This is a genomic window from Photobacterium chitinilyticum, from assembly GCF_004104355.1.
GTDB classification, from domain to species: domain Bacteria; phylum Pseudomonadota; class Gammaproteobacteria; order Enterobacterales; family Vibrionaceae; genus Photobacterium; species Photobacterium chitinilyticum.
This window is the reverse complement of record NZ_RJLM01000005.1, coordinates 330,881-355,413: the sequence shown is the minus strand read 5'-3', so window position 1 is coordinate 355,413 and position 24,533 is coordinate 330,881. Positions and strand designations below refer to the sequence as shown.

Below are 24,533 nucleotides of genomic sequence, written 5' to 3'. Positions count from 1 at the left end.
AAAGTCGCTTGAAATTCAACAGTAATATTCATAAATTACCACAATATACCCAAGCTGCAGTTTGGGTATCAAAGAAGGGGAATTTATGAAAAAACTGGTTGGGCTGGCTGTACCGCTCATCATTTCGCAGCTTGTTGCTCAATTATTGGTTTTTACCGACGTTTGGATGATGGCACAGCTCAGTATTATGGCGATAGCAGGTGGCGGTCTGGGCGCTACTGTTTATTCGATTGTGTTTATTATTGCCGGTAGTACGGTGGGCTGTGTCGCCAACTTGATTGCGATTGCATACGGCAAGCGAGTTAAGCAACCGGAAGCCGGTGATGCGGAAGTGAGTTCTTCTCTTAAAGGCGGCGTGTTGCTGGCCTTGATCCTGACCGTTGCTCTTCAGCCTGTTTTCTTCATGATGCATGATCTTTTGGTGGTGGCGAAGCAAGATCCTCAGGCCGTCGTATTGGCTATGGATTACCTTGATGCGTTGAAATGGGCAATGTTGCCTACGTTGATTTTGTTGGTTTTACGTAGCTTGGTTAGCGCCTTTGGCGATACCCGCTCGGTCATGATTATGTCTGCGGCAACTGTTGTACTTAATGTACCGCTAAGCTATTTGTTTGCTTTCCATTGGGAAATGGGGCTGGCAGGTTTGGGCTACGGCACCTCGTTGGCCGCATTTATTATCATGTTGGGTTACGGCTACTGGGTATTTAGCCATTCAAAGTACAGTCAATATAATCCGCTGCACAAACTGCATGAATACCGTCTTGGTACCATGGTGCCGTTGCTGGGGATTGGTGTGCCAATCATGATAGCCACACTGCTGGAGCATGCTTTGTTTTCTGGTGCCGCTTTGCTTGCCGGTACGTTGGGGGCGGTTTCGTTGGCCATCCATCAGATTGCGCTTCAGTGTCTTAACCTGTCATGGAACATTGCCTTTGGTTTTTCCCAGGCGGCTTCTATTTTGGTTAGCCAGCATGTTGGTAGCAAGGAGCCGGCGCTGGTTCGCCGTTATGCTATACAAGGCCTGTTCATGGTTACGGCGACCAGCGCCGTTATTGGAGTGTTGGTGAGTGTGTGGCCGGAGTTTCTGACCCAGGTGTTCAGTGTAGAGGGTGATGAGCTTGCAACAGAGCTGGTATTGGCACTGCCGAGTGTCATGATCATGGTTGCGCTGTGTTTTGTGGTAGATGCCTGGCAGTTAGCTGCGATCAGTATTTTACGCGGAATGAAAGTGGTTATTGGTCCGACGATTTCGACAGTGATTGGTTATTGGTTGATTGGTTTGCCTGCTGCCTGGTTGTTGATGAAGCAAATGGGGCTGGAAGGTGTCTGGGCCGGTTTGGGCGTCGGATTGGCTGCAACAGGGATTATGCTGGTGATTTTATTGTTCAGACATTTAACTCATTTCGAACGTCTGGTCAGGCAAGACTTGGTCAGGGAAGAGAGCAGTGAACTTGTTGCTCAGGAGAGTTCAGCGTTGTTGACTTAATGCCATCAGTAGTGACAAACAAAAAGCCGGAAATGTGATTCCGGCTTTTTGTTGTTTTCATTTTCTCTTTTCACTATTAACGCATCCGAAATACATCCGTTTGCTTGTCGTTCAATACCTCAGCAAAGCTGCGGACAAAAGGTCCTTGCTGGCGAATCTGAGGAGGCAGGCTGTCTATAATTCGTTTAGCCTCCTTCTTAGTGGCAAAGTCACCGTATATAACGGCATACCAGCGGTTACCCAGGCTGTGTTTCCAGTTAACCCAAATTGGATCCTGTCCTTTGATTTCTCGAATATAGTTTCGAATATCACGTTCTTCACTGAGGGCCAGCACCTGAATGGTAAAACGATTAGGATCCAGGTGCCCATAAGCCTCTTGTGTAGTCATAGCTCCGATACACTGGCTTTCTGTGTGGGTCGTCTGTGTCGTTGAGCAGCCTGCAATAAAGAGTAGCGCCACTAACGCAAAAATCTTATGCATCCAATGTCTCCTATAGCTTTCATATTTATTAGATATCTTTTTTAGGCGGCAAGTTTACCAATAAGGTAAATAATTGATGCATAAAACTAAACGCTGAAGTCTGTTCGCTGTTTTTTGCGTCATATAGAGTATGAAACTTCATCAATTCTCGGCACTTGCCTAAATACTGTGCATCCATACATAAAATACACACCGGAATAGTGACTATTCTATCCAGTCTCGATTAGACTGTATATAAATACAGTATTTTTGGCGAGTGAAATATGGCGGTCTTACCTGTTTTTTTAGAGTCGGTAAAATGCGGATTTCCATCCCCGGCAGACGGGCATCAGGAAGATTTGGATCTGGATGATTACTTGATCCGTAACCCGAACGCGACTTTTTTTCTCCGTGCTTCTGGTGATTCAATGATTGGTGCCGGTATTTATGATGGTGACCTGCTTGTTGTCGATCGGGCCGAGGCAGTGGTTCCCGGGCGGGTTGTTATTGCACGTATTTATGACGAATTTACCTGTAAGCGTGTAGTGCGCCATGATAATGCGTGGTGGTTGAAGGCGGAAAATGCCAGTTACAAGCCATTTCCAATGCCAGAAGATTCGGAGATCTTTGGTGTCGTTACCCGCAATATTCATAATTTGCTGGGTTAAAAGTAATGGCTAAAGGCTTTGACGGTTACCAGCATCAGATATGGGCACTGGTTGACGCAAAAAGTTTCTACTGCAGCTGTGAGCAGCTGTTTGACCCTTCGCTCGCCAATAAACCTGTTGTCGTGCTATCGAACAATGACGGCTGCTGTGTCGCCTTGTCAGAGCAGGCGAAGGCGCTGGGTATCAAGCGGGGGGCGCCTTGGTTCAAGATTGAGCGAGAGGCTCGAAAGCTGGGTGTGGAAGTCAGAAGTTCGAACTATACCTTGTATGCAGATATGAGCCGACGCTTTATCGAGGAACTCTATCTGTTCTCTCCCCATGTCGAGCAGTATTCAATTGATGAGGCCTTTGTCCGTCTGGACGGGCTTCAGCATCATGGGTTAACTGGCTACGGCCAACAGCTGCGTGACGCGATTGAGCGAAACATTGGCTTACCGGTTCGAGTCGGTATCGGAGCAACGCCAACGTTGGCCAAGTTGGGGAATGAGGCTGCCAAACAGTATGAAAGTCGTGTCGATGGCGTGATTGAGATAGATACTGACCATAAGCGCCGTTGGTTGCTAGAGCGAACCGACATTCAGTCTATCTGGGGAATTGGCGCCAAAACAGCCACACGGTTACGCACCACGGGGATTGATAATGCTTTGCAGCTGGCAGAGAAGAGCTCGGTAGATATGCGCAGGTTATGGAACGTTGGGCTGGCTCGTACGGTATTGGAATTGCAGGGAACAGCCTGTATTTCACCGGGCGATATCGATGAAAAGAGAAAGCAAATATTGTCCAGCCGAAGCTTCGGTGTCGGGATTAATAATCTCGATGAACTGAAAGCCGCCTTGGCCTTCCACTGTCAGCGAGCAGGAGAGAAGCTACGAAAGCAAGGCAGTCAAGCCGGTCTTGTCAGTATTTTCTTGCGGACGAATCGCTATAAAAACCTTCCTCAGCATAATAAGAGCTGTGTCCGAACGCTAGTATGTCCAAGCCAGGATTCTTATAAGTTTTTAGCGTCTGCGCTGGAACAGCTAGATTGCGTGTACAAGCCGGGATTTGAATACCAGAAAATAGGCGTGATCCTCGATGAGCTGACTGATGCTCAAAATGATAACTTTCAGCTCGATATGTTTGATACCAGTGCGCTGGAAGAAATGAAGCGACGAGATCTGATGGCACTTACGGATAAAGTGAATGCCCGATTCAAGAATGGCATCAAACCTGCCTCGGTGATAGGTTCCACCAATTGGCATATGCGGCAGGCTTTCCGGTCAAACCGCTGGACCACCCGATTGAATGAACTGCAAATAGCTAAATGCTAAATACAGGTATTACGAATAACACTCTTATAATAAAAATGCTCGCATTCTTGTTTGTTTATAACCGTTTTGAATTTCATAGAGATAAAGGGTATTTTTCTTTCCCCCCGAATCTTTCCGATAATATAGCAAGATAATAGTGCCTGAGTGGGAAAGGTAAGCGGATGGTTAAATGGACAGGGTTAGTCTTGGCGCTAGTGGGATTGTCGGTGATGACATCGGGGCTGGTGAGTGCCTTGATGGACTTGGCGGCATTTTTGCTTTTGTTGTTCGTTGTTGCAAGAAAAGCAATTAGAAGGAAGGCCAGCCCTGGAGAGGCAAAATTTTCGGCTGAGGCGTCAGATAATGAATCTAGAAGCAAAGATCGAATTGATATTGCACCATAAATAGTGCGATAAGTTGCGTAAAAAAAGAGCGAGTGCCAAACACTCGCTCTTCTTTTGATTTAGACCAGCTGAATATATGCCAACGAACCCATACCGATACTCAACCAGAGTAAGATCCCCAGCAATAGAGGCTGGAACCCGGAAGCGCGAAGTTTCTGGACCGTGATCCCTGAACCAATCAAGAACAGACAGACAACCAGAACTCGCTTGGAAATCGAAAATACCTGATCGTAGACCGACTGTAGATCTGGCACAAAATGCGCGAACAAAATAGCGACACAGTAAAAAATGATGAAGTAGGGAACCCCAACCTTTTTGCTATCGCCTTTAAACATCAGCGCACTGACAAAAGCAATAGGAATGATCCATAGCGCGCGGGCCAGCTTTAACGTCGTGGCCGTTTTCAGTGCCTCATCGCCATAGGCGCCGGCTGCTCCCACAACAGACGAAGTATCATGAATAGCGATTGCAGCCCAGGTACCAAAGGCATGCTGGCTCATCTCGAGTAGATGACCAAGAGCCGGAAACACAAATAATGCGACCGAATTCAGAACGAACACAGTGGCCAGTGCAAGGGAAGTTTGATCATCTCTGGCATTGATAGCCGGCGCGACGGCTGCGATAGCACTTCCGCCGCAAATAGCAGTACCTGATGCAATCAGGTGTCCGGTTTTCTGCTCAATTTTCAGTAGCTTGGTCAGTAGGTTACCAATGAACAGCGTAAAGAAAATGGAAGCGACGATAAGGCCCAGCCCTTGTTTGCTTGCTTCGATAGCCTGATCGAGATGGATGCCGAAGCCCAGCCCGATAATGGAGTATGACAGCAGTTTTTTGGTAAGGGATGCTAAGTTAAAATGTGTCGGTACCAAGCCAAGGCTGGCAAGAGTGAAGCCCAAGATCAGCGCGACGGGTGAGCTAATAAAAGGAAGAAGGCAAATCAGAGCGACAGCAAAGAAAAAGTAATCAGACGTCCGGGCGTTTTTGATGGAGTTAGAAAGCGACATCATTAGTGAGTAGTCAAAAGAGTCAAGATTAGAATGCTGCGAGTATACGCGAAAATTTAGTTAGTTAGATTTAAATATATTGAAGCTAGGGTTAAGAAATACTGAACATAATGAATTCAAGATAATTGCCGATGCTATTTTTTGATCCATCGTCCTGCTGCATTTTGGTAGTAGTTACCGGGTTTGGTTTTATCGACTGCTTTCTGGTAAGCCAGATGACCAACTTCCGAGCTGGTTAGTCCATGAGAAACGGCAATCTTTTTGTAGCGTTCTTTACGATGATTGTTAACGGAAGACACGAGCTGACGGACTTCATTGGACGCTGTTGAGGTAACAACGGCAACATAGCCTGAGTTTGCTTCACCAACCAAGCCTTGGTCTTTGGCCTGTTGTAGGTCAAGGGCATAGGCATTGGCTGATATGAAAACAGCAAAAAAAAGGATTAGAACATTCTTCATGGCAATCTCCCTGCCGTATCAGAATACATCGTCATCGCTGAACAAGTCATCAATTTCCTTATCAACTTTTATTCGGATCTCGTGTTCAATCTTTACATTGAGGTTTACTTCTATGGGTTTGTCAGATGCCGTGACCTGTACGGTGGGCGTACAGCCGGAAATACCGATCATCCCAAACATTGCAACGAGTGCAAGGATTGTGAGTATGCTGAAAAGTTTTAGCTGAATATCCATGAGCTACGACCATTCTTAGCTGTCATGTTAAACAAAAGCGCAATAATGCTACTCATCTAAACCAAGCTGCTTTAAAAATTGACCTTCCAGCTTTGATGAATTTATCGTATTCAACGTCTTTATTAGTGCTGGAATATCGTCTTCAATGTTCAAGTTTATATATACCGGCCGTCCATTTTGAAAATCAGGATTGTAGCCTTTAAACCGCGAACTAGCGTTTAATTGTCCTTCTTTAGAATAGTCTATATCAACGGCCAGCGAGTCGTATTTATAATTTTTGAGAATCTTGCTAATCACTAACAGGCTATTTTCACCGGCGGCTTCGACATTCTTGTCAATGGCAGAACCTTCCCGGTAGCGGAGTACACCTCCCGGATAGCGAGAGTGGAGCTTACCGCTCTGAATCGCAGGCAGGCCGTCTTGTATCGACATAGGGAAGCTGCCATCTAGCGTACCTGTAAGTTCAACATCATTAGGCTCAACGGCTTGCATGAGTTTTTCCAGATCCAGGCGATGGACAAGGATAGGAATGTGGGGGATGTTAGTCAGTGATGAGCTGGTTATCCCATGGGTACTGATAGAGCCGCCTAACAGATAAGCACTGGCGCGGTGAAGCGCATAGCGGTTGTTCTTGGTATCAAATTCAACCAGAGCAAAAATGTTCTCGAGTAACACTCCGGCATGTAGCAGGCCGGCATGTAGACTGATTGGATATTTTGAGCGGATCCCCCCTGGGGTGATGGCTGCCGTAAAAGAGACATTGAGATCTGCAAAATGAAATCCGTGTATATATCCGCCTAAACTGTCGGCAAAGACAGCAAATTCACCAGTTAGCTTTCCTTTGTTAAGTAGCAGATCAGCATCAAAGCTAACCTTTCCGTTGTTGAGATCGTACTTGATCGGTAGGTTCGGTAAATAGTGTTTTTTTAAACTACGTTTCGGACCAAAGTAAACCTCATTACGGTGTAATGTTATTCGAGTTTGATCTTGCTCCAAATCAGAATCCACCGAAAACTGCATCAGTCGAGCTTTTGCAGCGCTGTTTAAGGTGCCGGTGATTTTGAAGGCTTCAGGCTTTAGTACAATATCGCCTTGGCTGCTAAAAGAAGGTAATCGCTGGTTGTTCTGTTTTAGATTGAGGTTTGTTTGGTATTGAGTATTTATCTTCAACTGCCCGTTCGATTGAATAATGGTTGTGCCTTTTAAAGCAATTGTTAGTTTTGCATCGTATTTCTGCACAGGAAGTTGCTTCTTGTTACGTAGGGATCGTTTTCGTGACTGCTCGGAAGCTTGTCCGGAAATGATCTCCTCTGAAATCACTTTCTCACTATAGAAATCACTGGTAATGAGGATTTCGGTATCAGGTGCCAGTTGGAGTGTCAGTTGTGGTGATGAATCATGATTTGATACTTGTGATAGCTTGATATTTCCTACTTGCAGCAATAAACCTGTAGCCTGAGACTGAACTAGAGTGGGATCAAGCTTCGCAGCCACAGGCAATGCTGCTTGAGCAACATTGAGCTGGGTATTTTGAATTTGCATGATCAATTCTTGGGATGACCATTTAAGGTCAATATCACTGCTGGCAGCAATCTGATTCAGTTCCGTATCTGCGGAGGGAGAAAGCCTATCAATCCGGGTTTGAAAATGCATATTGCTGTTACATTGTAACGAACTTGGCGGATGGCGTTGATCTAAGTTGATGGTGCAGCGTAATCTATTAAATAATAAAGAAAAAAAACTGTCGTGCTGGGGGCTTTCCATCGTGATTTTTTCAGTGGGTTCACTGAGATCAAATGCCAGCCTGCCATATTGGTATAGGGCATCAAAGGTTAGCGTTCCATCTGTGCTGAAAGATAGTGTAGAGACGGCTGCTTTCTTATTTGGTCTATCAGAAGTGGTAGCATACATTGGGTGCCGAAACGAAAATTGATTTAGAGCTACTTTGATGTGACGGGGTAACGTAACGTTTATTTGGTAGCGGGCTTTCGTGATGTTGTCTAGGTTTCTTGAAATAGCCTCTGCGGTAGAAGCATCTGTTACAGGATCCTGATGCATAGCTTTGGAGGTGATTGTATCTTGGCTGAAGGCTGTTTGAGTCGCGCTTATAACCAGCGGCTCGCTAAGGGACGCATTAGGCATGTCATAAAACTTGAGCCTGTCAGTTAGCTCTTTGGTTTGGCGGAAATTAGCGCTGCAGTTAAGTGATGTCGGTAATGGGCTGGAAAAGTGGAGTTTGGCCATGCATTGCAGGCTGTTACCCTTCGGACCCGCGATTGTTCCTGAAAAGTGAGCATCTTGATCATTGATATGTTCAACCAACACATCAATGTCATAGGGATCGGGGCCAAGTGCCTTTCCGATCAGTTTCAACCGAGCTTTTTTATCGGGCTTGTTACTTCGTTTTTTGGGTGTTTCGAGTACCAGAAGCGACTGAATGATCAGCTCGCCGTAGCTGAAGTCATGAATTTTAAGCTTACGTAAAGGAAGCAAGGAGAGCTTGGCAATAGCTCGTCCTAGATGAAGGCCCTGATTAGTATCGTTAGGTTTTTTGATAAATTCTGGTAACTGACTCGGTTGATCAAGCCAGAGTTTATCCGCTGTTAGCTTAATACTGTTTTCAGCTTGTTTGAGATCAAGCTCAAGAGCAATGTTTTGTCCCGACTGGATGTAACTCTGTGTGACGGTGGTCCATTTGGGGGTGAGTGTGGCTATATGAACGGAAAGAGGTGTTTTATCAGCTTGCCAGCTGATAGAAAAGTTTGCGTTTTCAAAGTCAAATGGATAACGGTTTGCCGCTTTGTCTCCCGGGATCAGTAGGTTGAGGGTGCCGTATTTAATAAAGCCGCTAATGACCACGGCAGGCTGTGTTGTCAAAACAAGGTCGATATTCTTAATTTGTTGTTTGACTGCAATGTCACGTTTATCAAACAGAGAGGTTTCGACAGTGCTGGCATGGGCACTAAATACATAAGGCTCTGAAAGATCAGTGAAGTTGAAAGCCGTATCAGTCAGTATCAGATTGCCTAACCTGAAGTTTTGTTGCTTCAGGGTATTCAAGATATCTGAAGAGAGTCGGACTTCGGTGTGTTGGGAAAACAGTCGCCACGATGAATTGGAGATGGCGCTGTCCTTGTCAACAAAATGTTCCAAGGAAAGTTTTTGAAAAGTTAGCGCGTTTTTGTTGATTGTGACGGACATTTCATCGATCACGAGACCTCGGTTGAAACCTATTCCGGAGATCGCATTAATCTCAATCCCTTTGGATGCTAGCCATGGCGGGATAACAATCGCCGGAATAATAAGAGCACACAGCATAACCAATAGGCCATAAAGAAAAAGTCGCTTCCTTCGGCTTTTTATTTGTCTTTTGGGTATGGCTATCGTGGGCTGTGTATTCTCTGTTTCATTCATGAATCATCAAAACCGCCTTCGTTCGATAACTAGCTTTGGTATATAAAACCTTTTTATTAAGCATAATCCGGAAAACAGAAAAGAGTGGATAAATAATTACCCACGGATTGATAAAATCACACTGAAATGAAATGTTTTTTTTATTGTTTTTTTTGCTGTAAACACCCGACAACCAATAAGTATTACAATTGCCGGTAGATATGATCCACTGTTATGAGCATGGCTAGTAGTGATAGTTGCTGATAGCACGTAGAGGCAGGCTTGATCATTGACGTTAAAACTGCGAGAAATTGGAGGGCAACACCCAGTATTAGAACTATAAAATCATCAGGATGTGATTATGTCGGACACAGCATCAATTCAAACTTCTGCCGGAAATGGTAGTAGCATTAAGCAACTAATTCAATCTTTAGGCCCTGGGATTATGATGGCGACGGCAGCCGTAGGTGGTTCACACCTTGTCGCTTCAACGAAGGCGGGAGCCATTTATGGTTGGCAACTGGCCGCGTTAATCCTATTAGTTAACCTATTTAAATACCCGTTTTTCAGAGCCGGCGTTCAATATACGATGGGAACCGGAAACAGCTTGATCCAAGGCTACGACACAATGGGACGTAGTTATCTTTGGGTTTTTACCGGACTAAGCCTGATCTCTGGTATTGTTAACACCTCGGCACTGCTACTATTTAGCGCCAGTTTGCTTGGTTATTTTTTGCCGGTAACGTTATCTCTGCCGATATTATCTGCCGTCATTGCGATTGCCTGTCTGGTGATCTTATTTGCAGGCCATTACAAGGCGCTTGATGGCTTATCGAAAGTCATTATGGCGGTATTGGTTATTGCGACCTTATCTGCAGTGATTATTGCGGCTGGTAACGGAAGTGCGGCGCAGGCTGGCTTTGAGGCTCCTTCAGCATGGTCTATCGCTTCTATTGGCTTTATTGTGATTATGATGGGGTGGATGCCCGCACCGATAGAGATCTCTTGTCTGACATCACTTTGGCTCAAGAGTCAGCAGAAAGAGCAAAAGGTGACGGCACAATCGGCACTGTTTGACTTTAATGTTGGCTATATCGGCACGGCTATTCTGGCAATTATCTTCTTGGCACTAGGGGCGCTGGTCTTACATGGAACAGGCACCGAATTAAAAAGCTCAGGCATTGGATTTTCACATCAGTTAGTTGGGTTGTATGCTTCGACGATTGGCGAGTGGGCTCGCTATTTAATTGCGGCTATCGCCTTCTTCTGTATTTTCGGTAGCACTATTACCGTTATAGATGGTTATTCCCGAGCCTTGGCTGAATCCCAGTTATTGCTTCAGAACAAGCCACTAGACCAGCGTAGTTACCATAATACCTGGATGGTGATTGTGAGTGCTGCTGCGATGGGTATTATTGTATTCTTTAGCTCTGCATTGATGCCGCTGCTTAATTTTGCCATGGTGCTGGCTTTTATGACGACACCGGTATTTGCGTTGTTGAACTATCGGTTGGTGGCTAAAACGGCCTTGCCGAAGGCGCTGCAATGGAGCCGTACAATGAAAATGCTGTCGTGGGCAGGGTTAACTTATCTGTTTGGTTTTCTGGCTGTGTTTATTTGGTGGAAGTGGCTGATGTAGGCTGCTGATTACCTAAGAATTTCCATCTAAAAATTGATCTAACACTAGCAAAAAAGCCCTCGCACAGAGGGCTTTTTTTGTGTGCTGTTCATAAGTCGATTTAGCCTGCAAGTGCAGGATCACAGGCGACTTTGTCAATCTTATTATCAGCTTTGGAGGCAGGTACAGTAAGTTCACTGTTTATTTGATGAATAGCAGTTGATAGCGCTTCTTTGACAACAGTTTTGTCGTCATTTTCTAGTGCAAGAATGGCACGGAAGAGCTCTTTTTGAATGCTGGTTACTTGTTTGGCTGCGTGTTCTAGTTCGAGATATTCAATGGAAGCAATTTCATGAACGCGCTGCGCCGAGAGACTGGCAGGAGAGAGAGCTTGGTTGGTCATCAGCTGCGAAGAGCAATGTTTGAGATATGAAATAGTCTGTGAAAGCGATTGTGAGGGTTTATCCATAATGGTTAATCCTTAATCTTTGATTTTAAATCAATTTTAGTCTTCCCGGTCACTTGGTTGTCACTTTAGAACAAAACATTTCTGTCAATATTAATGCAGATCAATTAAATGCTTATTCTTTTATGTTTGAAGATTGAACTCATAGTTCGAAACTTCATTGGTGTGTGGTTATTTTTGCCATGCAGCGGTCAAATTAGCCACTAAAGGGTGGTGATCATCCGTTTGATTAAGTTAACTCATTGAAGTTATTGGATATAATACTTGGCACACTACCTGCTATTACCTTTACACAAGAATCATATCGTAGGTTAAAGGAATCGACATGAAGAAAGGATTTGGCTTACTTATTGTATTTATCGCGCTTTTCTCTTTAAGCAATATTGTGGTCGCAAAAGATAAGCGGACTTTTTCAGGTAGTGTTGACGTTAGTGAGCAGGGGTTGACCAAGCTGGCATTGGAAGTTCCGGTAGGGATGCTTACTGTTCAGGTGGTCGAGAGCGATGTTGTCACCTATCGAGTGGATGTTGAGGATAACTCATCAAGTTGGTTTTTCGTTGCTACAGATCTTGATGCCTTAGTCTTAACACAACAGATCACTGATCAGGTACTCCAACTGAAAATTGATGAAGACGATATTACCCAGCAATGGACGGTGAGTATACCCAAAGAGCTGGCTCTGCAAATTCAAGTCGGTGTCGGCAATGTTGAAGTGGATGGTTTCAGTCAGTCGCTAAAAGCAGATATTGGCGTCGGTTCAGCCTGGGTAGGCGTGAATAGTATGGACTATGATCATGTGAGTGCGGCCGTCGGTGTTGGTGAAATTCAAGTCCATGGATTTGAACAAGGTGACCTGCTTAAAGAGCGAGTAATCGTATCTGATCAGCTGACTTTTACCGGAGCAGGAGATCATCAAATTGACATTGAAATCGGTGTCGGCGACGTGAATCTTAGTCAACACCTTGTGAGCGAGATCTAGATCTAGCATGAAAGCTAACAAATGCAATTTATTCATGATAATGACTAAATTGTCATCGAGGTAAAAAATCCTCGGGGAATATACTTTAAGTATTGATTAAATATTCAATAATTCGAATGATTACTTTCTTCGTTAACCAGCAGTGAAGTTATAGATATATATCCCTAAGCTGTATAGCAAAGTAGATATTCTCTTTTTCATGGGAATAGAATGCGGAACTGTGATACAACCTTAAAAAAAGATGTCAGCTTCACCGTTGGGAGAAGAAGTGAATAAATTATTGTCTTTTGAAGCACTATTAGTGCTGGATGCGATAGAGCGTCGGGGGAGTTTTGCCGCTGCTTCTGAAGAGTTAGGGCGTGCGCCTTCCTCTTTGAGTTATCAGGTACAGAAGTTAGAGCAGGATCTGGATCTGGTGATTTTTGACCGTTCAGGCCATAAGGCTGCTTTTACCAAAGCGGGCCGCTTGCTATTAGAAAGAGGGCGATTACTGCTTACTGCAGCTGATGAAATGATTTCTGATGCCAGTGCATTGGCTCATGGCTGGGAGCTGGACATAACCATTGCGTATGATGGCCTGGTTAAATTAGATCATATGTTGCCGCTGGTGGATGGGCTTGCAAAGCAGAGCAAGACTCGTATCCGTTTTCAGGAAGAAATTCTTGCCGGATGCTGGGAAGCCCTTGCGCAAGACAGAGCTGACCTGTTAATCGCACCTGCACCTAGTGTTGCTCCCCCAGAAGTTAAAATTCAGCCAATAGGCAAGCTTGATACTATTTGGGTTGCTCATCCGGATCATCCTATTCATCAGCATGAAAACCCTCTAGATCCTTTGGTCAGGCAGCAATACCGTGGTATTGCCGTTGCTGATACCGCAAGAAGTTTGCCGCCTCTTACTCATAATATACTTGATGAGCAGCCGTTACTGACTGTGAGTTCGATGTACGATAAGTTTGTTGCACTCAAAGTCGGAATGGGTATCGCGACAATGTCGACTTGTTACGCCGAAGAAGCCATCAAGAATGGTGAGTTGGTAGTGATTGGTGATGATCCTGTCTATGAGTTGGATATGGTACTAGCCTGGAACCGTAGCAGGATGGGCAAAGCCAAAACATGGTGTATCCAGCACATTGAGAGTCTGTGGAAAAAGCAGTTTAAATAAGAGTTAAACGGGTTATAGGTAAAGAGATCAGAAAGAATAATGGCGCCATGCTATCGCCATTATTCTCTTCGAGGTCAGCTATTTATTAATGAGGCTACTTGAGCGGCAAGAGCATTTCCACGACTCCGTCTTCCATCTGAATATCAATTTCAAAGCCGACTTTTTGGGCCAGCATGATCATGCCGCGGTTCGATGGCATCGTCATTCCCGATATCCGCTGGAGCCCACGCTGTTTGCAATAACTAATGATCTTGTTCATCAATATACGGCCAAGTCCGACACCTTTTAAGTCAGAACGAACTAGAATCGCAAACTCTGCCTCCTCGTTTTCGGGGTCTGACAAGGCTCGAGTTACCCCAATAATCACTTCTTCTTCCTCGCCATTTTCCAGAGTGATCTGACGTGTCGCGACAAAGGCCATTTCCCGGTCGTAATCAATCTGTGTCAGGTTAGCCAGTGCTTCATGATTTAATTCACCGACATCGGAGAAAAAGCGACGGTACAAATCATCGACTGACACCTTAGAAATAAAGGACTTATGCTTTGGTTCATCTTCCGGCAAGATTGGGCGAAGCAGGATAGACGAGCCGTTTTTTAGCGTGACTTGTTCTTCATACTCTTTGGGGTAAGGACGAATGGCCAAGCGTATCTGCTTATCACCATCAAACTGTTTAATGCTCATCGAGGCGTCAATGACGGTCATTTCATCACCAGAGGCCAGCAGAGGGTGAATGTCGAAGCTAACAATCTCAGGGCAGTCAATGATTAGCTGGGAAATCTTAACCAGCAGCTTGCACAGCGCCGGTATGTCAATTCGTTCTGGCAGGCTGCGTTGCTTGATCTTGCCTGTCTTTATGGCATTAATCACCATATAGCGCGCCAGTGCCATATTAAGCGGTGGGATCGCGACTGCTGCATCTTTGTGGATATCCCATTCGGCCGCATCTTCACCCATCATGATCACCGGACCAAAGACCGAATCATTATGAACAGAGATGCGAAGTTCTTGTGCACCTGAACGTTTTGCCATCCGCTGGACTAAAAGGCCGTCAATTTGGGCGATCGGATAGTTCAGCGAGACCCGATCTAAAATAGCCTGGGCACTATTGGCGACTTCTGCCGCAGTCCGCAAATGTAGCATTACACCATGTACTTCAGATTTATGGCGGATATCGGGGGAGCGTAGTTTTACCGCAACCGGATAGCCAATCTGCTCGGCAATATGTGCGGCTTCGGCAGGATCGGTTGCTATCCAGGTTGGTAACGTGTTGAAACCGTAGCTTTCAAGTACAGGACGGACTTCATGGGTTTCTAGCTCAGAGACCCCTTGCGCCAGCAAGTGATTTAAAACGTCATGGACATGCCGAGGATTGGCTTGAATTTCACCGAAAGAAAGGGGCGTTTCCATCAGTTGCTTCTGGTTTCGGCGGTACTCGACCAAATGCATGAAGGCTGAGACGGCGCTTTCTGGGGTTCGATAGGCAGGAAAGCCTGCCTCAGTAAAAATTTGCCGAGAAACGGCCGCTTCATTTTCGCCAGCCCAGTTACTTAAGATATTGAAGCGTTTGGTACGGGGATGGGACTGAAGAACATGTGCCAAGCGCTTGGCCGTTTCATGACCGGGGGCGATAGCGGAAGGAGAGTGCATAATAAGCAGCGCATCGAAATCATCGCTGTCTAACAAAATTCGAATCGCTTTCTCATAGCGATTAATGTCTGCATCACCAATGATATCGACAGGATTGGAGTGAGACCAACAGGCAGGAAGCACTTCAGAGAGTTTTTCAGTTGTCTCTTCACTAAGTGCTGCGAGCTTTCCTCCGCGATCAGAGAGGGCGTCGACAGCCATAATGGCCGGGCCTCCGCCATTGGTGATGATAGCAAGCCGCTCTCCGCGCAGAGGGACTGAATGGGCCAGCGTTTCAACGGCCGCGAACAGTTCATGGGTATTGTGTACCCGTAACATACCTGAACGGCGAATTGCCGCATCGTAGACTGCATCGAGACCGATATCTCCGCCTGTATGCAGGTGCGCAGCAGCTGCTCCTGCTCGGGTCCGCCCGCTTTTTAGAACGAGGATCCGTCGGTTGCGGGCTGCTGCACGTGCGGCAGACATAAAACGACGCGCATCTTTGATAGAATCTACATATAAAAGAATGGCCTCGGTTTTACTGTCGCGGCAAAGTGAGTCGAGTAGTTCGGCAAAGTTAATATCGCACGCATCACCCAGAGAGAGAAAAGTGGAAAAACCGAGGCTCTTATCTTTGGCCCAGTCAAGGATCGTGGTGCAGACGGCTGCTGATTGTGAAACAAAGGCGATGTTGCCCCTGTTGGCCGCTACCGGTGAAAATGATGCATTTAGATTGAGCCAGGGTAGAATTAACCCCATACTGTTTGGACCAACAAGGCGCATACCATACTGTTTTGCAACCGCATACATGCGGGCTTCTTCAGTTTCTCCGTTACCGTCAAAATCGCTGTTCATGCCAGCGGCAAGTACGATAGCAACTTTTACGCCTTTATCACCCAGTTGACGGACTATGTCGACATTGCGATGTGCATTGGTACAGACAATCGCTAAATCAGGGATGCGAGGCAGGCTGGCAATAGTCGGGTAGGCTAGGACGCCTGCTACGGCATCATATTTTGGAGTGACAGGCATGATAGGCCCGTGGAAACTACCTGAAAGCAAATTTCTTATGACAACGTTTCCCGCCCGATTAGGGCTGTCTGATGCACCAATCACCGTGATTGATTTTGGCTTGAGTAGTTTGTCCAGTCCATCCATAACTTCACCCGACATTAATGAGAGTTATACCAGAGTCTAACGGATGATGATTGGAGTTTCTGATTAAAGTTTGTGAGCTGTGATCAATGGCGAGTTGTTTGATTCAGCGGACTTTTTAACAAAGAAATGTTGGACGCTGCGTTTGCCAATGGCCACCACAGCGCCTGGAGTTTGTTAGACTTGGTAGCGGCTCTTATCACCGATATCGTAATGAATTGGCATTCGCCATTTTGCGATCGCAGCTGTCGCTAATAAAATTGCACCGATAATGCCAAAAGCAATACTGATTTGTTCCTGTCCAAAGGCAAAACAGAACCAAAAAGCGGCAAGTGTTAGTGGCGTTAGCGTTAATATTTTGAGTCTAAAGCAGAAATACTCTTTGATTGCCAAAGCACTAAAAGTAAATAAAGCGGCACCAAGAGCAAGAGGTGGCCAGATATCAAGTGTCAGCCAAATAGAGGCAAACATCCCGCTGCCAACGATTAACCACCGAAAACGTTTATCGTAAATATGTACAGTACATGCAGCAATAAGAGCGGCCACAACCATTGCAGAAATTGCAAAACTTGACCCCCAGACCATTAACAACATGATAGCTGCCGAGGCAGTAAGTGCACCGCGATAAAGAATAACTGTTAATTTATCCAGGCTGTCCAGTTGACTTTGAATATGCGGATCGGCCATTTATAGCTCCAGAAGCAGGAAGAATGGGGTATTTTACATCGGAATCATGTGACCAATGACTGATAGTTATTGATCTATCGTAAAGTAAGGGTTGATTGGGGTAAAAAGCAACGGCAAAATGAGAGAAGAGATTTTATTTGGCAGAGTTATAATGAAGAAAATCGCCGTGTTCGCCGTAGTAACGGTACTAGCCGGGTGTGCGTCAGACAATGAAAACATGCAGATTGTAACCTCTTCATCCGAAGAAAGTTACACGGCAGAACAGATTCGCTCACTAGAGCATATGCAAAAAGTGAAAACTGAAAAAACAGTAATCGCTGTGGCAGAGGAAGCCGTTAAGCCTAAACCGGTAAGACAGGTTGTGAAAATAACGCCTCAACATCCGCAAGAAAAAATGGTTAAAAAGCAAGCGCCTAAAAAACAGAAGCCAGCTTACAAATATTCAAAGGTCGCGTCTGATGGCTATACTATTCAGGTGCTCGCATTAAGTCATAACAGAGGCTTCAGGCCTTATATGAATAAACTGCCTTCGAACCAGCCAGTTTGGATGAATAAGAAAGAGCTTCAAGGCTTGCCTTGGTATACCTTGTTATATGGTCACTATGACACTCGCGAGCAAGCGAAACAGGCATTAGCAGCACTACCAAACGATGTAAAAGACTATGGTCCATTTATCCGAAGTCTTAATGAGATTAAATCATCATCAACACCAAAGCTGACCAAGCTAAACTAGTCCACTAAAAAGAGAGCATTTTGGCTCTCTTTTTTATATCGCTCAGGTATTGGCTGCAGCTATCTTCACTATTCAGAATGACCTTTTTGGCGGATAACTGCGGATAGGGGGTGCTCCGGTGGATTTTGTGGTTAATCTTTGTCAGATTATTGAAATATTTGACTGATAGTTGCTATGTAAGGTGCACTATTTCCTTTTTTTTTATTACTATTGAGACAGAATTATAGCTTGCGCGTTAGATGCCGGTTGTGTGCATCGACGTTAAGCTGCGACAAATGATGGCTGACAAGACAATGTCTGTCAGTTTGTACTACAAGGGATGATAATGAGCTCAATCCATGTTTTATTACTGTGCGGCGGCGGAAGTGCCGAGCATGAAGTTTCTCTCGTTTCTGCTAACTTTATCGAACAGCAGCTCCAGCAGATTGATGACATTACTTACACCCGCGTCGAGATGAAAGAGAACGGTTGGTTTGATAGCGAAGGTTCGCATTGTCAGCTAAACCTTGACCGTTCACTACAAGTCGGCGACCAAAAAACTCAAATCAACTATGTGATCCCGTGTGTTCACGGCTATCCGGGTGAAACCGGTGATCTCCAATCATTTTTAGATATGGCGAAACTGCCGTACTTTGGTTGCGGTGCAGAGGCCAGTACAAACTGCTTCAATAAAATCACGACGAAACTCTGGTTTGATGCACTCAATATCCCGAATACGCCTTACGTATTCCTCAGCGAAAATAACGAAGATACCCATGCTCAGGCCGAGGTCGCACTAGAGAAGTGGGGTAAGGTTTTTATCAAGGCCGCTTGTCAGGGGTCATCCGTGGGTTGTTATCATGTTGCAAGCAAGGCAGAGCTGGCCGATGCGGTGAACAAGGCATTCTCGTATTCCGAACAAGTGTTGATCGAAAAAGCGATTAAGCCGCGTGAGCTAGAAATAGCAGCGTATCAGTATGGTGATGAGTTGGTGATTACAAAACCCGGTGAAGTATCTTGTCCGGATGATAAGTTTTACACTTACGAAGAAAAGTACAGTTCAGATAGCCACTCAACGACAACTGTTGAAGCACCTGGTTTGACTGATGTACAAGTTGAGCAGATCCGTACCTATGCACGTAAGGCTTTTGTGCAGATGAAACTGAAAGATTTGTCTCGGATTGATTTCTTTCTAAGTGAAAATGACGAGATTTTGCTAAACGAAATCAACACATTCCCCGGTATGACGCCAATATCTATGTTCCCTAAGATGTTAGAACACAACGGCCATAAATTCGGGGCATACCTAGAGCAAGCGATTAAAGCCGCAGCCATTTAATAGGTAAGTGATGGTTAGGGGGCTCGGTTCCCCTAACTGCTGCATTGGCGATTCTGTCTGGAGATGTAATACTGGGTATAGAAGTGAGAAAGGAAAACTATGCTGACAACGAAACAAAAGTGTGAGCGTTTTAAAGCTCTACGAGCCCGAAATTACAGGGCGAGCCTACAACTGGAAGGTTTCGATGTTGAGCCAGCAAAAATGGATAGTGACATAGACCGATCAACTGAATCCGTTAAAATTGCCAGATTGAAACAGCGATATGCGAGATAAATATGGTGTAAATCAGGACCCGGATTGTTATCCCGGTACATCGATCCTTAAGAATCGTTTGTCGATTAAGGATGAAGACGAGCTTGAACTCGCTGAAAGAGATTTTACCCGAGTCCGAGCTGAGCACTTTGAACCTGAGTTTGATCAGTTCAACCTCGCGTACCTGCAAAAAATTCACCAGCACCTATTCCAAGATTTGTATGCCTGGGCTGGGCAAATTCGCCAAGTTGATATTACCAAAGGACAAACACGTTTTTGCCATATGGCTAATATCCAGCGCGAAGCCGAGAGATTATTCAACGAATTGGAGCAAGAAGAGCACCTCTCTGGGTTAGCGTTTGATTGCTTTATTAAACGCATGGCGCATTATTACTGTGAACTCAATATTGTCCACCCGTTCCGTGAGGGTAATGGCAGAGTACAACGTATCTTCTTTGAAATCTTGGCTATCAATGCCGGTTATGAAGTCTGCTGGGAAGGTATCAACTTAAAAGAGTGGGTCGAAGCCAATCAGATGGGCTATTTTGGCGAGCTTAAGCCGCTACAGAATTTGTTCGAGCGAATTACTTTTCCTATCGATCTACAACGAGGCCCGCGAGAGCACTGGGCTGATAGTCCAACAGAGTAGAGGCGTTGAACCGTATGCTTTTACTCATTCTAACGCCCTATAACTTTGCATCTGTAACTAATTAATACACCATTCTTATTTTTCCCATGGTTTAGGCTTTACATATTTGGCAATTTCCTTGTCATGACGATCTGTATTACCAATATATTGAGCGGGCATTGCAGGGCTTTTCCACCGTCCTTGGTCTTGAATTTCACTAATAGAGAGTCCTGAGTCGGCTAAATCCTTGGCTGCACCAACACGTGGAGATTGGCCGGAAAAGAGGGTTGATGCAGGTAAATTTAATTCATCGCTAGCGCGCCGAAATACTCGGTAGATAGACGAGTGGTCAAGAGGTTGATCTCCAATGTTACTGTGGCGGTCAATACGGCGGAATATAAAGCCATCACAAATCATGCTAACAACAAGCCAACGTTGTAAAGCCTTTGACGATACTGAGCTTAGGGCAATTGTTCTATCGGACACCAATAGATCAACCAAGCCATTGGCATGTACCTCTATTGATTCAATACTTAAAGCTGCGAGTTCACTGCGTTTAAGCATTGCTTCAAAGGCTACCGCCCATATAGCCATATCACGGATGTCTTTAACTTTGGTTGATAGCTCAAAGCTATCGAGAAGCCGTTGCAAGTGCTCATCACGAAAGGCTGATGCATTTTGGTAATCGTCATGCTTTTCTAGTTGTTGTTTCTTCATCTCAAGCCGTATTTCTGTATGGGCACAAGGGTCGGTTAGCCGATGACAACGATGAACCAAGCTGATAGTGACTATGTAACGTTTCAGGCTTGATAGCTTTCTAGAGCGGGACATGTAATCAATATAGCGGTGAACAGTATCTGATGTTGCGGGTAAGCACGAGACTTTATTATCCAAGCAGAAAGCGACAAAGTTGTTCCAATCATTCTTGAATGCGACTAGCGTGTTTTTTGCGTATTGTTGGTGCGTGAGTTCTTTCCATGGTTCGATTGAGTCGATAAACTTTTCGAATACTTCGATACTGAGATGTTGTTGTTCTTTGTTATCGATAGGTGGAATTGTTTTAGCCATTAGTAATGATGCTCTAGTGCACTATAACTTCAAGAGTATATCAATCTTAATTTTTTACATAGTAAATACTGAAGAAAATCACACAAACAACAAATTTATACGCTTATCAAGAAGACAAATGAGCAACGAAATGCTTCAATAACAGTGGATATTATGAGTTTTTGTAACAATACTTATTACCTAATAAGACTCTTATTTGATGTTTGTTTTTTGTACAGAGATTTGACTCAACTTAGTTGAGGAGTGTGGATGAAGAAAAGAATATTCCATCGTGGACACAATATTGAAAATGCTACTGGTGACCCAGATGGCTGGAAAACCATTATTAATGGGCGTCCAGTTGCAAGTAAACTGACACTGGTTAAGAAAAGCATTGACTGGTGGTGTGATATGAAAGCATTTATGCCACCTGAAAAATTTGCTGGTGTTGATTCTCAACCCCAGCATGCAGATCAAAAAATCGAAGACTATAAAGGCTTTAAGCTGATGAATGACAGTGGAAAGCCTAATGAATGGTACGTGATGTTACGTGGACGATTATTGAAAGGATCGCCCATTGCAATTAAAAAGCACTTAGATGCTGTTATAGAAAAGCTTAAACAGCAAAAGTAGCGTAGGGTGGTAACGTTTTTTAGGCCAACTAAACGCCATATAAGGCGTTTAGTTGGTACTTAATCATCTTCGTCAAGCTTGTCAACGTCGACCAAATAATCACCACTTAGCCAGTTACGGCCGATAAGTAGTTTATAGTCAAGTTTGCTTCTATCGCGTAAATTAACAGCGACGCGTTTATGCTCGCCGTTCCAACCTAAATCCATTTTCACCGCATAACGACGCTCAACCCCTTGGGCATTTCGAATCTTGCTAACTTTGATAATTTTGCCTTTATAAGTTGCTTTATCACCGCTTTCGTTTATAGAAGTAAACTCAACAGTCTCTCCGAGGTGATCTCGCATATCATCACTGTCGCTATCTTCGCCAGTCACTTTTATATTGGTTGCGTGTATTGATGTCGTCTTAGCACCAGTATCAATCCGAGCTTTGTAGTCGAGATCTAGCTCGTGAACTTTGATTGTCTCCACTTGGCCGACAATCGACCTATCTTTGCTCTCTTTACCGTCAGCCATCGCTAAATTTGCACCAGTGACTGAAAACAGTATCAAGGCGGGTAGCAGAAGTTTTTTCACACAGGCTCCTAAGATTTATAGTAAGTTCTCAATATAGACAATAGATTGATAAGTACGTTCCAGCTTACTAAAACTACTTGCTGAACTCACTCAATCTTTCTAAAGAATACTAATTTATGTCTAAGATCTTGTTAATTAAATGAAAGCATGACGCAGAAAGCTCAAATTGCACAGTATGAAATCCTAATGCTTGAGCCGCGTTGACATTCTGCTCGTGAACATCGATGAAGAGAGTATCACTTGGCACTAAATCATATCGCTCGATGATTAATTTAAAGATCTCAGGATCTGGCTTCATCATTAATTCTTTACCCGATACAACACCTCCTTTAAACAAAGATATGAAGTTGTTGCGTTCATTAAGCGTTTCGAAAAAGGCACTGCTCATATTAGTAAGGTAGTAAATAGAATAGTGATGGTCTAACAACCGGTACAGAAGCTCCTCTGTCTCATCAATTTTCACCAAACTGTTTAGAACATGTTCAAAAAAATCTTCCATTCGAGAAACAGTCAAACCCGTTCTAGCTGCAAACTTTGGAATGACTTCAGCCATCAGCATGGTGCCGCGATCAAGTGATAGCCAGTCTGGATGGTGAAAAACATCCTCCAGCAGGAGATTTTGCTCATCGATAGAATCTGTAAATGATGCCACAATTTGGTGTGGGTCCCAGTGAAATAAGACAGCACCAAAATCAAAGATTACGTTACGAATCATAACAGTTTCCGTTTTACTACCATTTATTGATAATATTCGGTAACTGGTAATCTGCAAGATTGAACAGTGAACTTATTACCAGGCTCACAAATCCCAGAAAGTAGACGAGATTTTTTCCCAATGAATGATAACAGCCGCTTAGTATTCTCCACAGAAACAGGCCGAATCAAAGAAGAGAAAACACCACCACAGCGCCCCAAGGGTGATGGTGTTGTTCGTATTCAACGTCAAACCAAAGGAAGAAAAGGCAAAGGCGTTTGCATCGTGACTGGTCTTGATCTTGAAGATGCTCAGTTAAAGCTACTCGCTGCAGAGTTGAAGAAAGTTTGTGGCTGTGGCGGTTCAGTGAAAGATGGCAGTATCGAAATTCAGGGCGACAAGCGTGATGTCATCAAAGCTGCGCTCGAGAAAAAAGGCCACACAGTCAAATTAGCCGGCGGTTAACCGCAGAAACTTATTAACAGAAGCCCGAGAATGCTCGGGCTCGTTTTTATCTGTAAAGCGTTATGGTTACGTGCATAACAATCACAGAACCGGATCTCTTGTAATTCCAGCTAACTTTGAAACACCAGGCAAACTAACCATTTGCAGCAGTGCTTAAAAATAGGTGCTAATTACCTATTTTATGGTAAATAGTCAATACTGTTAAATTGTACAGTACTCAGAAAAGAAGGTAATGATGCAAAGATGAAAGGGAGCATGGTACACACACAATAGATGCACCCACACAGATATCGGACACCCTAGGAATTTAACATAATATACATAATGCGCACTGAGGGGTACTTATTTAACATCATTTGGGTCAGCCCGGAAACCTCCTGTTTAATCCTGCAAAAAGTCTCTGGAAACAGTTAGTTATCTTCGAACGTTGGTGTTTTTAAACCGCGTGCCAACCGTTAGTTTTTGTCCTTGATGAAAAGCTTGTTCACGTCGGCTGTGGCTAAGTTGCCGCAATTGATTGCTACCGCCAATCAACAAGCCCTTCATTAATCGGAAAAAACTTTTATTGGCTAGGATTTTTGCGAGGTACCTCATGCTCCACGAATCGTTTGTAAAACTGTTTTGGCAGAACTTCACGTCCGTTCCCGAGGCCGCGGCGTGGTTTCATGTCCAGCCCGTCACCGTCAAGCGCTGGCTGTCCGGCTGGATGGACGTCAACCCGATGGCCGAGAAGCTGCTGCTTATCCGGGCCCGCGGCTATCTGCCGGACGATACCCGCTGGACCGGGTTCAAAATCGACGAGCACCACTGCGTGATTGTCACCCCGGACGGCCGTCGGTTCAGTCCCCGCGAACTGATGTCATGGGCGCTGCGCTTCGACGAGTACCATACCCTGAAACGGATGTACGAGCTGGACTATATCCCGCGGCGCTCCAACGTGGTCACGCCGCTGCCGTTCCGCGGCGGTCGGCGCATCAAGGAGCCAAAACGTGACACCGTGACAAAGGAAAAGAAGAAGGCCTACCGCAAGGCACAGGCCAAGGCAGCCGCCAAGAAGGCAAAGCGGCTTCCCTAGCCTCCGGGCATAAAAAAGCC

Annotated in this window: 25 protein-coding genes; 14 read left to right on the top strand and 11 right to left on the bottom strand. The window is 44.8% G+C overall.

Annotated elements, in window-relative coordinates; translation table 11 throughout:
• Positions 1–85 precede the first annotated feature (85 nt).
• Positions 86–1,486 (top strand): MATE family efflux transporter, encoded by a 1,401-nt coding sequence (locus EDI28_RS14695; RefSeq protein WP_128784632.1) that lies wholly within the window; start codon positions 86–88, stop codon positions 1,484–1,486.
• 76 nt (positions 1,487–1,562) lie between these two features.
• Here the strand turns inward: EDI28_RS14695 and EDI28_RS14690 are convergent, their stop codons facing one another.
• A complete protein-coding gene (locus EDI28_RS14690) occupies positions 1,563–1,967 on the bottom strand; it encodes an SPOR domain-containing protein (RefSeq protein WP_128784631.1) in 405 nt (134 codons plus the stop codon).
• A 263-nt stretch (positions 1,968–2,230) separates the two neighbouring features.
• Here EDI28_RS14690 and EDI28_RS14685 point away from each other — a divergent pair, with 263 nt between their 5' ends.
• The 3 genes from EDI28_RS14685 (at position 2,231) to EDI28_RS14675 (ending at position 4,307) form a co-directional block, all read left to right on the top strand.
• Complete coding sequence (locus EDI28_RS14685) at positions 2,231–2,614, top strand: LexA family protein (RefSeq protein ID WP_128784630.1); 384 nt, start codon at positions 2,231–2,233, stop codon at positions 2,612–2,614.
• Between the two features lie 5 nt (positions 2,615–2,619).
• Complete coding sequence (locus EDI28_RS14680) at positions 2,620–3,924, top strand: Y-family DNA polymerase (protein ID WP_128784629.1); 1,305 nt, start codon at positions 2,620–2,622, stop codon at positions 3,922–3,924.
• A gap of 161 nt (positions 3,925–4,085) precedes the next feature.
• Positions 4,086–4,307: a hypothetical protein gene (locus EDI28_RS14675; protein ID WP_128784628.1), complete on the top strand. Its 222-nt coding sequence runs from the start codon at positions 4,086–4,088 to the stop codon at positions 4,305–4,307.
• Between the two features lie 59 nt (positions 4,308–4,366).
• Here EDI28_RS14675 and EDI28_RS14670 read toward each other — a convergent pair whose 3' ends face one another.
• The 4 genes from EDI28_RS14670 to EDI28_RS14655 all read right to left on the bottom strand — a co-directional run bounded on the left by EDI28_RS14670 (position 4,367) and on the right by EDI28_RS14655 (position 9,321).
• Positions 4,367–5,311: a YeiH family protein gene (locus tag EDI28_RS14670; protein ID WP_199287440.1), complete on the bottom strand. Its 945-nt coding sequence runs from the start codon at positions 5,309–5,311 to the stop codon at positions 4,367–4,369.
• A 134-nt stretch (positions 5,312–5,445) separates the two neighbouring features.
• On the bottom strand, positions 5,446–5,769 hold the full coding sequence (locus EDI28_RS14665; RefSeq protein WP_128784626.1) for a YdbL family probable chaperone protein: 324 nt from the start codon (positions 5,767–5,769) through the stop codon (positions 5,446–5,448).
• Positions 5,770–5,787: 18 nt separating this feature from the next.
• The gene (locus EDI28_RS14660; RefSeq protein WP_128784625.1) at positions 5,788–6,003 is read right to left on the bottom strand and encodes a YnbE family lipoprotein; all 216 of its coding nucleotides are present in this window, start codon (positions 6,001–6,003) and stop codon (positions 5,788–5,790) included.
• A 48-nt stretch (positions 6,004–6,051) separates the two neighbouring features.
• The gene (locus tag EDI28_RS14655; RefSeq protein ID WP_164918567.1) at positions 6,052–9,321 is read right to left on the bottom strand and encodes an intermembrane phospholipid transport protein YdbH family protein; all 3,270 of its coding nucleotides are present in this window, start codon (positions 9,319–9,321) and stop codon (positions 6,052–6,054) included.
• 436 nt (positions 9,322–9,757) lie between these two features.
• On the opposite strand from EDI28_RS14655, the gene EDI28_RS14650 reads away from it, so the two are divergent.
• On the top strand, positions 9,758–11,035 hold the full coding sequence (locus EDI28_RS14650; protein WP_128784623.1) for an NRAMP family divalent metal transporter: 1,278 nt from the start codon (positions 9,758–9,760) through the stop codon (positions 11,033–11,035).
• A gap of 100 nt (positions 11,036–11,135) precedes the next feature.
• Here EDI28_RS14650 and EDI28_RS14645 read toward each other — a convergent pair whose 3' ends face one another.
• On the bottom strand, positions 11,136–11,483 hold the full coding sequence (locus EDI28_RS14645; RefSeq protein ID WP_128784622.1) for a hypothetical protein: 348 nt from the start codon (positions 11,481–11,483) through the stop codon (positions 11,136–11,138).
• Between the two features lie 322 nt (positions 11,484–11,805).
• Here EDI28_RS14645 and EDI28_RS14640 point away from each other — a divergent pair, with 322 nt between their 5' ends.
• Both EDI28_RS14640 and EDI28_RS14635 read left to right on the top strand, forming a co-directional pair.
• Positions 11,806–12,459: a hypothetical protein gene (locus tag EDI28_RS14640; RefSeq protein WP_128784621.1), complete on the top strand. Its 654-nt coding sequence runs from the start codon at positions 11,806–11,808 to the stop codon at positions 12,457–12,459.
• 268 nt (positions 12,460–12,727) lie between these two features.
• A complete protein-coding gene (locus EDI28_RS14635) occupies positions 12,728–13,621 on the top strand; it encodes a LysR family transcriptional regulator (protein ID WP_128784620.1) in 894 nt (297 codons plus the stop codon).
• A 94-nt stretch (positions 13,622–13,715) separates the two neighbouring features.
• Here EDI28_RS14635 and EDI28_RS14630 read toward each other — a convergent pair whose 3' ends face one another.
• Together EDI28_RS14630 and EDI28_RS14625 are read right to left on the bottom strand one after the other, a co-directional pair.
• Positions 13,716–16,409 (bottom strand): bifunctional acetate--CoA ligase family protein/GNAT family N-acetyltransferase, encoded by a 2,694-nt coding sequence (locus EDI28_RS14630; RefSeq protein WP_128784619.1) that lies wholly within the window; start codon positions 16,407–16,409, stop codon positions 13,716–13,718.
• Between the two features lie 174 nt (positions 16,410–16,583).
• Positions 16,584–17,093: a DUF2301 domain-containing membrane protein gene (locus EDI28_RS14625; protein WP_128784618.1), complete on the bottom strand. Its 510-nt coding sequence runs from the start codon at positions 17,091–17,093 to the stop codon at positions 16,584–16,586.
• Between the two features lie 118 nt (positions 17,094–17,211).
• Between EDI28_RS14625 and EDI28_RS14620 the strand changes: the two genes are divergently transcribed.
• The 4 genes from EDI28_RS14620 to EDI28_RS14605 all read left to right on the top strand — a co-directional run bounded on the left by EDI28_RS14620 (position 17,212) and on the right by EDI28_RS14605 (position 20,045).
• Complete coding sequence (locus tag EDI28_RS14620) at positions 17,212–17,826, top strand: SPOR domain-containing protein (RefSeq protein WP_233353385.1); 615 nt, start codon at positions 17,212–17,214, stop codon at positions 17,824–17,826.
• 325 nt (positions 17,827–18,151) lie between these two features.
• Positions 18,152–19,144, top strand: a complete 993-nt coding sequence (locus EDI28_RS14615) for a D-alanine--D-alanine ligase (RefSeq protein WP_128784617.1) — start codon at positions 18,152–18,154, stop codon at positions 19,142–19,144.
• A 99-nt stretch (positions 19,145–19,243) separates the two neighbouring features.
• Positions 19,244–19,417 (top strand): YhfG family protein, encoded by a 174-nt coding sequence (locus EDI28_RS27655; RefSeq protein WP_128784616.1) that lies wholly within the window; start codon positions 19,244–19,246, stop codon positions 19,415–19,417.
• Positions 19,407–20,045: a putative adenosine monophosphate-protein transferase Fic gene (locus EDI28_RS14605; RefSeq protein ID WP_128784615.1), complete on the top strand. Its 639-nt coding sequence runs from the start codon at positions 19,407–19,409 to the stop codon at positions 20,043–20,045. The genes EDI28_RS27655 and EDI28_RS14605 overlap by 11 nt, the downstream gene beginning before the upstream one ends.
• A gap of 75 nt (positions 20,046–20,120) precedes the next feature.
• Here the strand turns inward: EDI28_RS14605 and EDI28_RS14600 are convergent, their stop codons facing one another.
• Entirely contained in the window at positions 20,121–21,092 is a 972-nt protein-coding gene (locus EDI28_RS14600) for a tyrosine-type recombinase/integrase (protein ID WP_128784614.1), read from the bottom strand.
• A gap of 249 nt (positions 21,093–21,341) precedes the next feature.
• Here EDI28_RS14600 and EDI28_RS14595 point away from each other — a divergent pair, with 249 nt between their 5' ends.
• The gene (locus EDI28_RS14595) at positions 21,342–21,704 is read left to right on the top strand and encodes a DUF3319 domain-containing protein (protein WP_128784613.1); all 363 of its coding nucleotides are present in this window, start codon (positions 21,342–21,344) and stop codon (positions 21,702–21,704) included.
• 59 nt (positions 21,705–21,763) lie between these two features.
• On the opposite strand, the gene EDI28_RS14590 is transcribed toward EDI28_RS14595, so the two are convergent.
• Together EDI28_RS14590 and EDI28_RS14585 are read right to left on the bottom strand one after the other, a co-directional pair.
• On the bottom strand, positions 21,764–22,279 hold the full coding sequence (locus EDI28_RS14590) for an ATP-dependent zinc protease family protein (RefSeq protein ID WP_128784612.1): 516 nt from the start codon (positions 22,277–22,279) through the stop codon (positions 21,764–21,766).
• Positions 22,280–22,388: 109 nt separating this feature from the next.
• Positions 22,389–22,994 (bottom strand): HAD family hydrolase, encoded by a 606-nt coding sequence (locus EDI28_RS14585; protein ID WP_128784611.1) that lies wholly within the window; start codon positions 22,992–22,994, stop codon positions 22,389–22,391.
• Positions 22,995–23,114: 120 nt separating this feature from the next.
• Here EDI28_RS14585 and yciH point away from each other — a divergent pair, with 120 nt between their 5' ends.
• Both yciH and EDI28_RS14575 read left to right on the top strand, forming a co-directional pair.
• Complete coding sequence (gene yciH, locus EDI28_RS14580; protein WP_128784739.1) at positions 23,115–23,438, top strand: stress response translation initiation inhibitor YciH; 324 nt, start codon at positions 23,115–23,117, stop codon at positions 23,436–23,438.
• 592 nt (positions 23,439–24,030) lie between these two features.
• The gene (locus tag EDI28_RS14575; protein ID WP_128784610.1) at positions 24,031–24,513 is read left to right on the top strand and encodes a phage protein; all 483 of its coding nucleotides are present in this window, start codon (positions 24,031–24,033) and stop codon (positions 24,511–24,513) included.
• Positions 24,514–24,533: the final 20 nt, after the last annotated feature.

Coding starts and splice junctions, on each gene's coding strand:
- EDI28_RS14630 (WP_128784619.1), bottom strand. CDS start 16,409: ATGGATGGACTGGACAAACTACTCAAGCCAAAATCAATCACGGTGATT.
- EDI28_RS14665 (WP_128784626.1), bottom strand. CDS start 5,769: ATGAAGAATGTTCTAATCCTTTTTTTTGCTGTTTTCATATCAGCCAAT.
- EDI28_RS14645 (WP_128784622.1), bottom strand. CDS start 11,483: ATGGATAAACCCTCACAATCGCTTTCACAGACTATTTCATATCTCAAA.
- EDI28_RS14685 (WP_128784630.1), top strand. CDS start 2,231: ATGGCGGTCTTACCTGTTTTTTTAGAGTCGGTAAAATGCGGATTTCCA.
- EDI28_RS14660 (WP_128784625.1), bottom strand. CDS start 6,003: ATGGATATTCAGCTAAAACTTTTCAGCATACTCACAATCCTTGCACTC.
- EDI28_RS14620 (WP_233353385.1), top strand. CDS start 17,212: ATGAGAGAAGAGATTTTATTTGGCAGAGTTATAATGAAGAAAATCGCC.
- EDI28_RS27655 (WP_128784616.1), top strand. CDS start 19,244: ATGCTGACAACGAAACAAAAGTGTGAGCGTTTTAAAGCTCTACGAGCC.
- yciH (WP_128784739.1), top strand. CDS start 23,115: ATGAATGATAACAGCCGCTTAGTATTCTCCACAGAAACAGGCCGAATC.
- EDI28_RS14575 (WP_128784610.1), top strand. CDS start 24,031: ATGCTCCACGAATCGTTTGTAAAACTGTTTTGGCAGAACTTCACGTCC.
- EDI28_RS14650 (WP_128784623.1), top strand. CDS start 9,758: ATGTCGGACACAGCATCAATTCAAACTTCTGCCGGAAATGGTAGTAGC.
- EDI28_RS14600 (WP_128784614.1), bottom strand. CDS start 21,092: ATGGCTAAAACAATTCCACCTATCGATAACAAAGAACAACAACATCTC.
- EDI28_RS14690 (WP_128784631.1), bottom strand. CDS start 1,967: ATGCATAAGATTTTTGCGTTAGTGGCGCTACTCTTTATTGCAGGCTGC.
- EDI28_RS14595 (WP_128784613.1), top strand. CDS start 21,342: ATGAAGAAAAGAATATTCCATCGTGGACACAATATTGAAAATGCTACT.
- EDI28_RS14680 (WP_128784629.1), top strand. CDS start 2,620: ATGGCTAAAGGCTTTGACGGTTACCAGCATCAGATATGGGCACTGGTT.
- EDI28_RS14625 (WP_128784618.1), bottom strand. CDS start 17,093: ATGGCCGATCCGCATATTCAAAGTCAACTGGACAGCCTGGATAAATTA.
- EDI28_RS14675 (WP_128784628.1), top strand. CDS start 4,086: ATGGTTAAATGGACAGGGTTAGTCTTGGCGCTAGTGGGATTGTCGGTG.
- EDI28_RS14655 (WP_164918567.1), bottom strand. CDS start 9,321: ATGCTGTGTGCTCTTATTATTCCGGCGATTGTTATCCCGCCATGGCTA.
- EDI28_RS14585 (WP_128784611.1), bottom strand. CDS start 22,994: ATGATTCGTAACGTAATCTTTGATTTTGGTGCTGTCTTATTTCACTGG.
- EDI28_RS14615 (WP_128784617.1), top strand. CDS start 18,152: ATGAGCTCAATCCATGTTTTATTACTGTGCGGCGGCGGAAGTGCCGAG.
- EDI28_RS14670 (WP_199287440.1), bottom strand. CDS start 5,311: ATGTCGCTTTCTAACTCCATCAAAAACGCCCGGACGTCTGATTACTTT.
- EDI28_RS14695 (WP_128784632.1), top strand. CDS start 86: ATGAAAAAACTGGTTGGGCTGGCTGTACCGCTCATCATTTCGCAGCTT.
- EDI28_RS14605 (WP_128784615.1), top strand. CDS start 19,407: ATGCGAGATAAATATGGTGTAAATCAGGACCCGGATTGTTATCCCGGT.
- EDI28_RS14640 (WP_128784621.1), top strand. CDS start 11,806: ATGAAGAAAGGATTTGGCTTACTTATTGTATTTATCGCGCTTTTCTCT.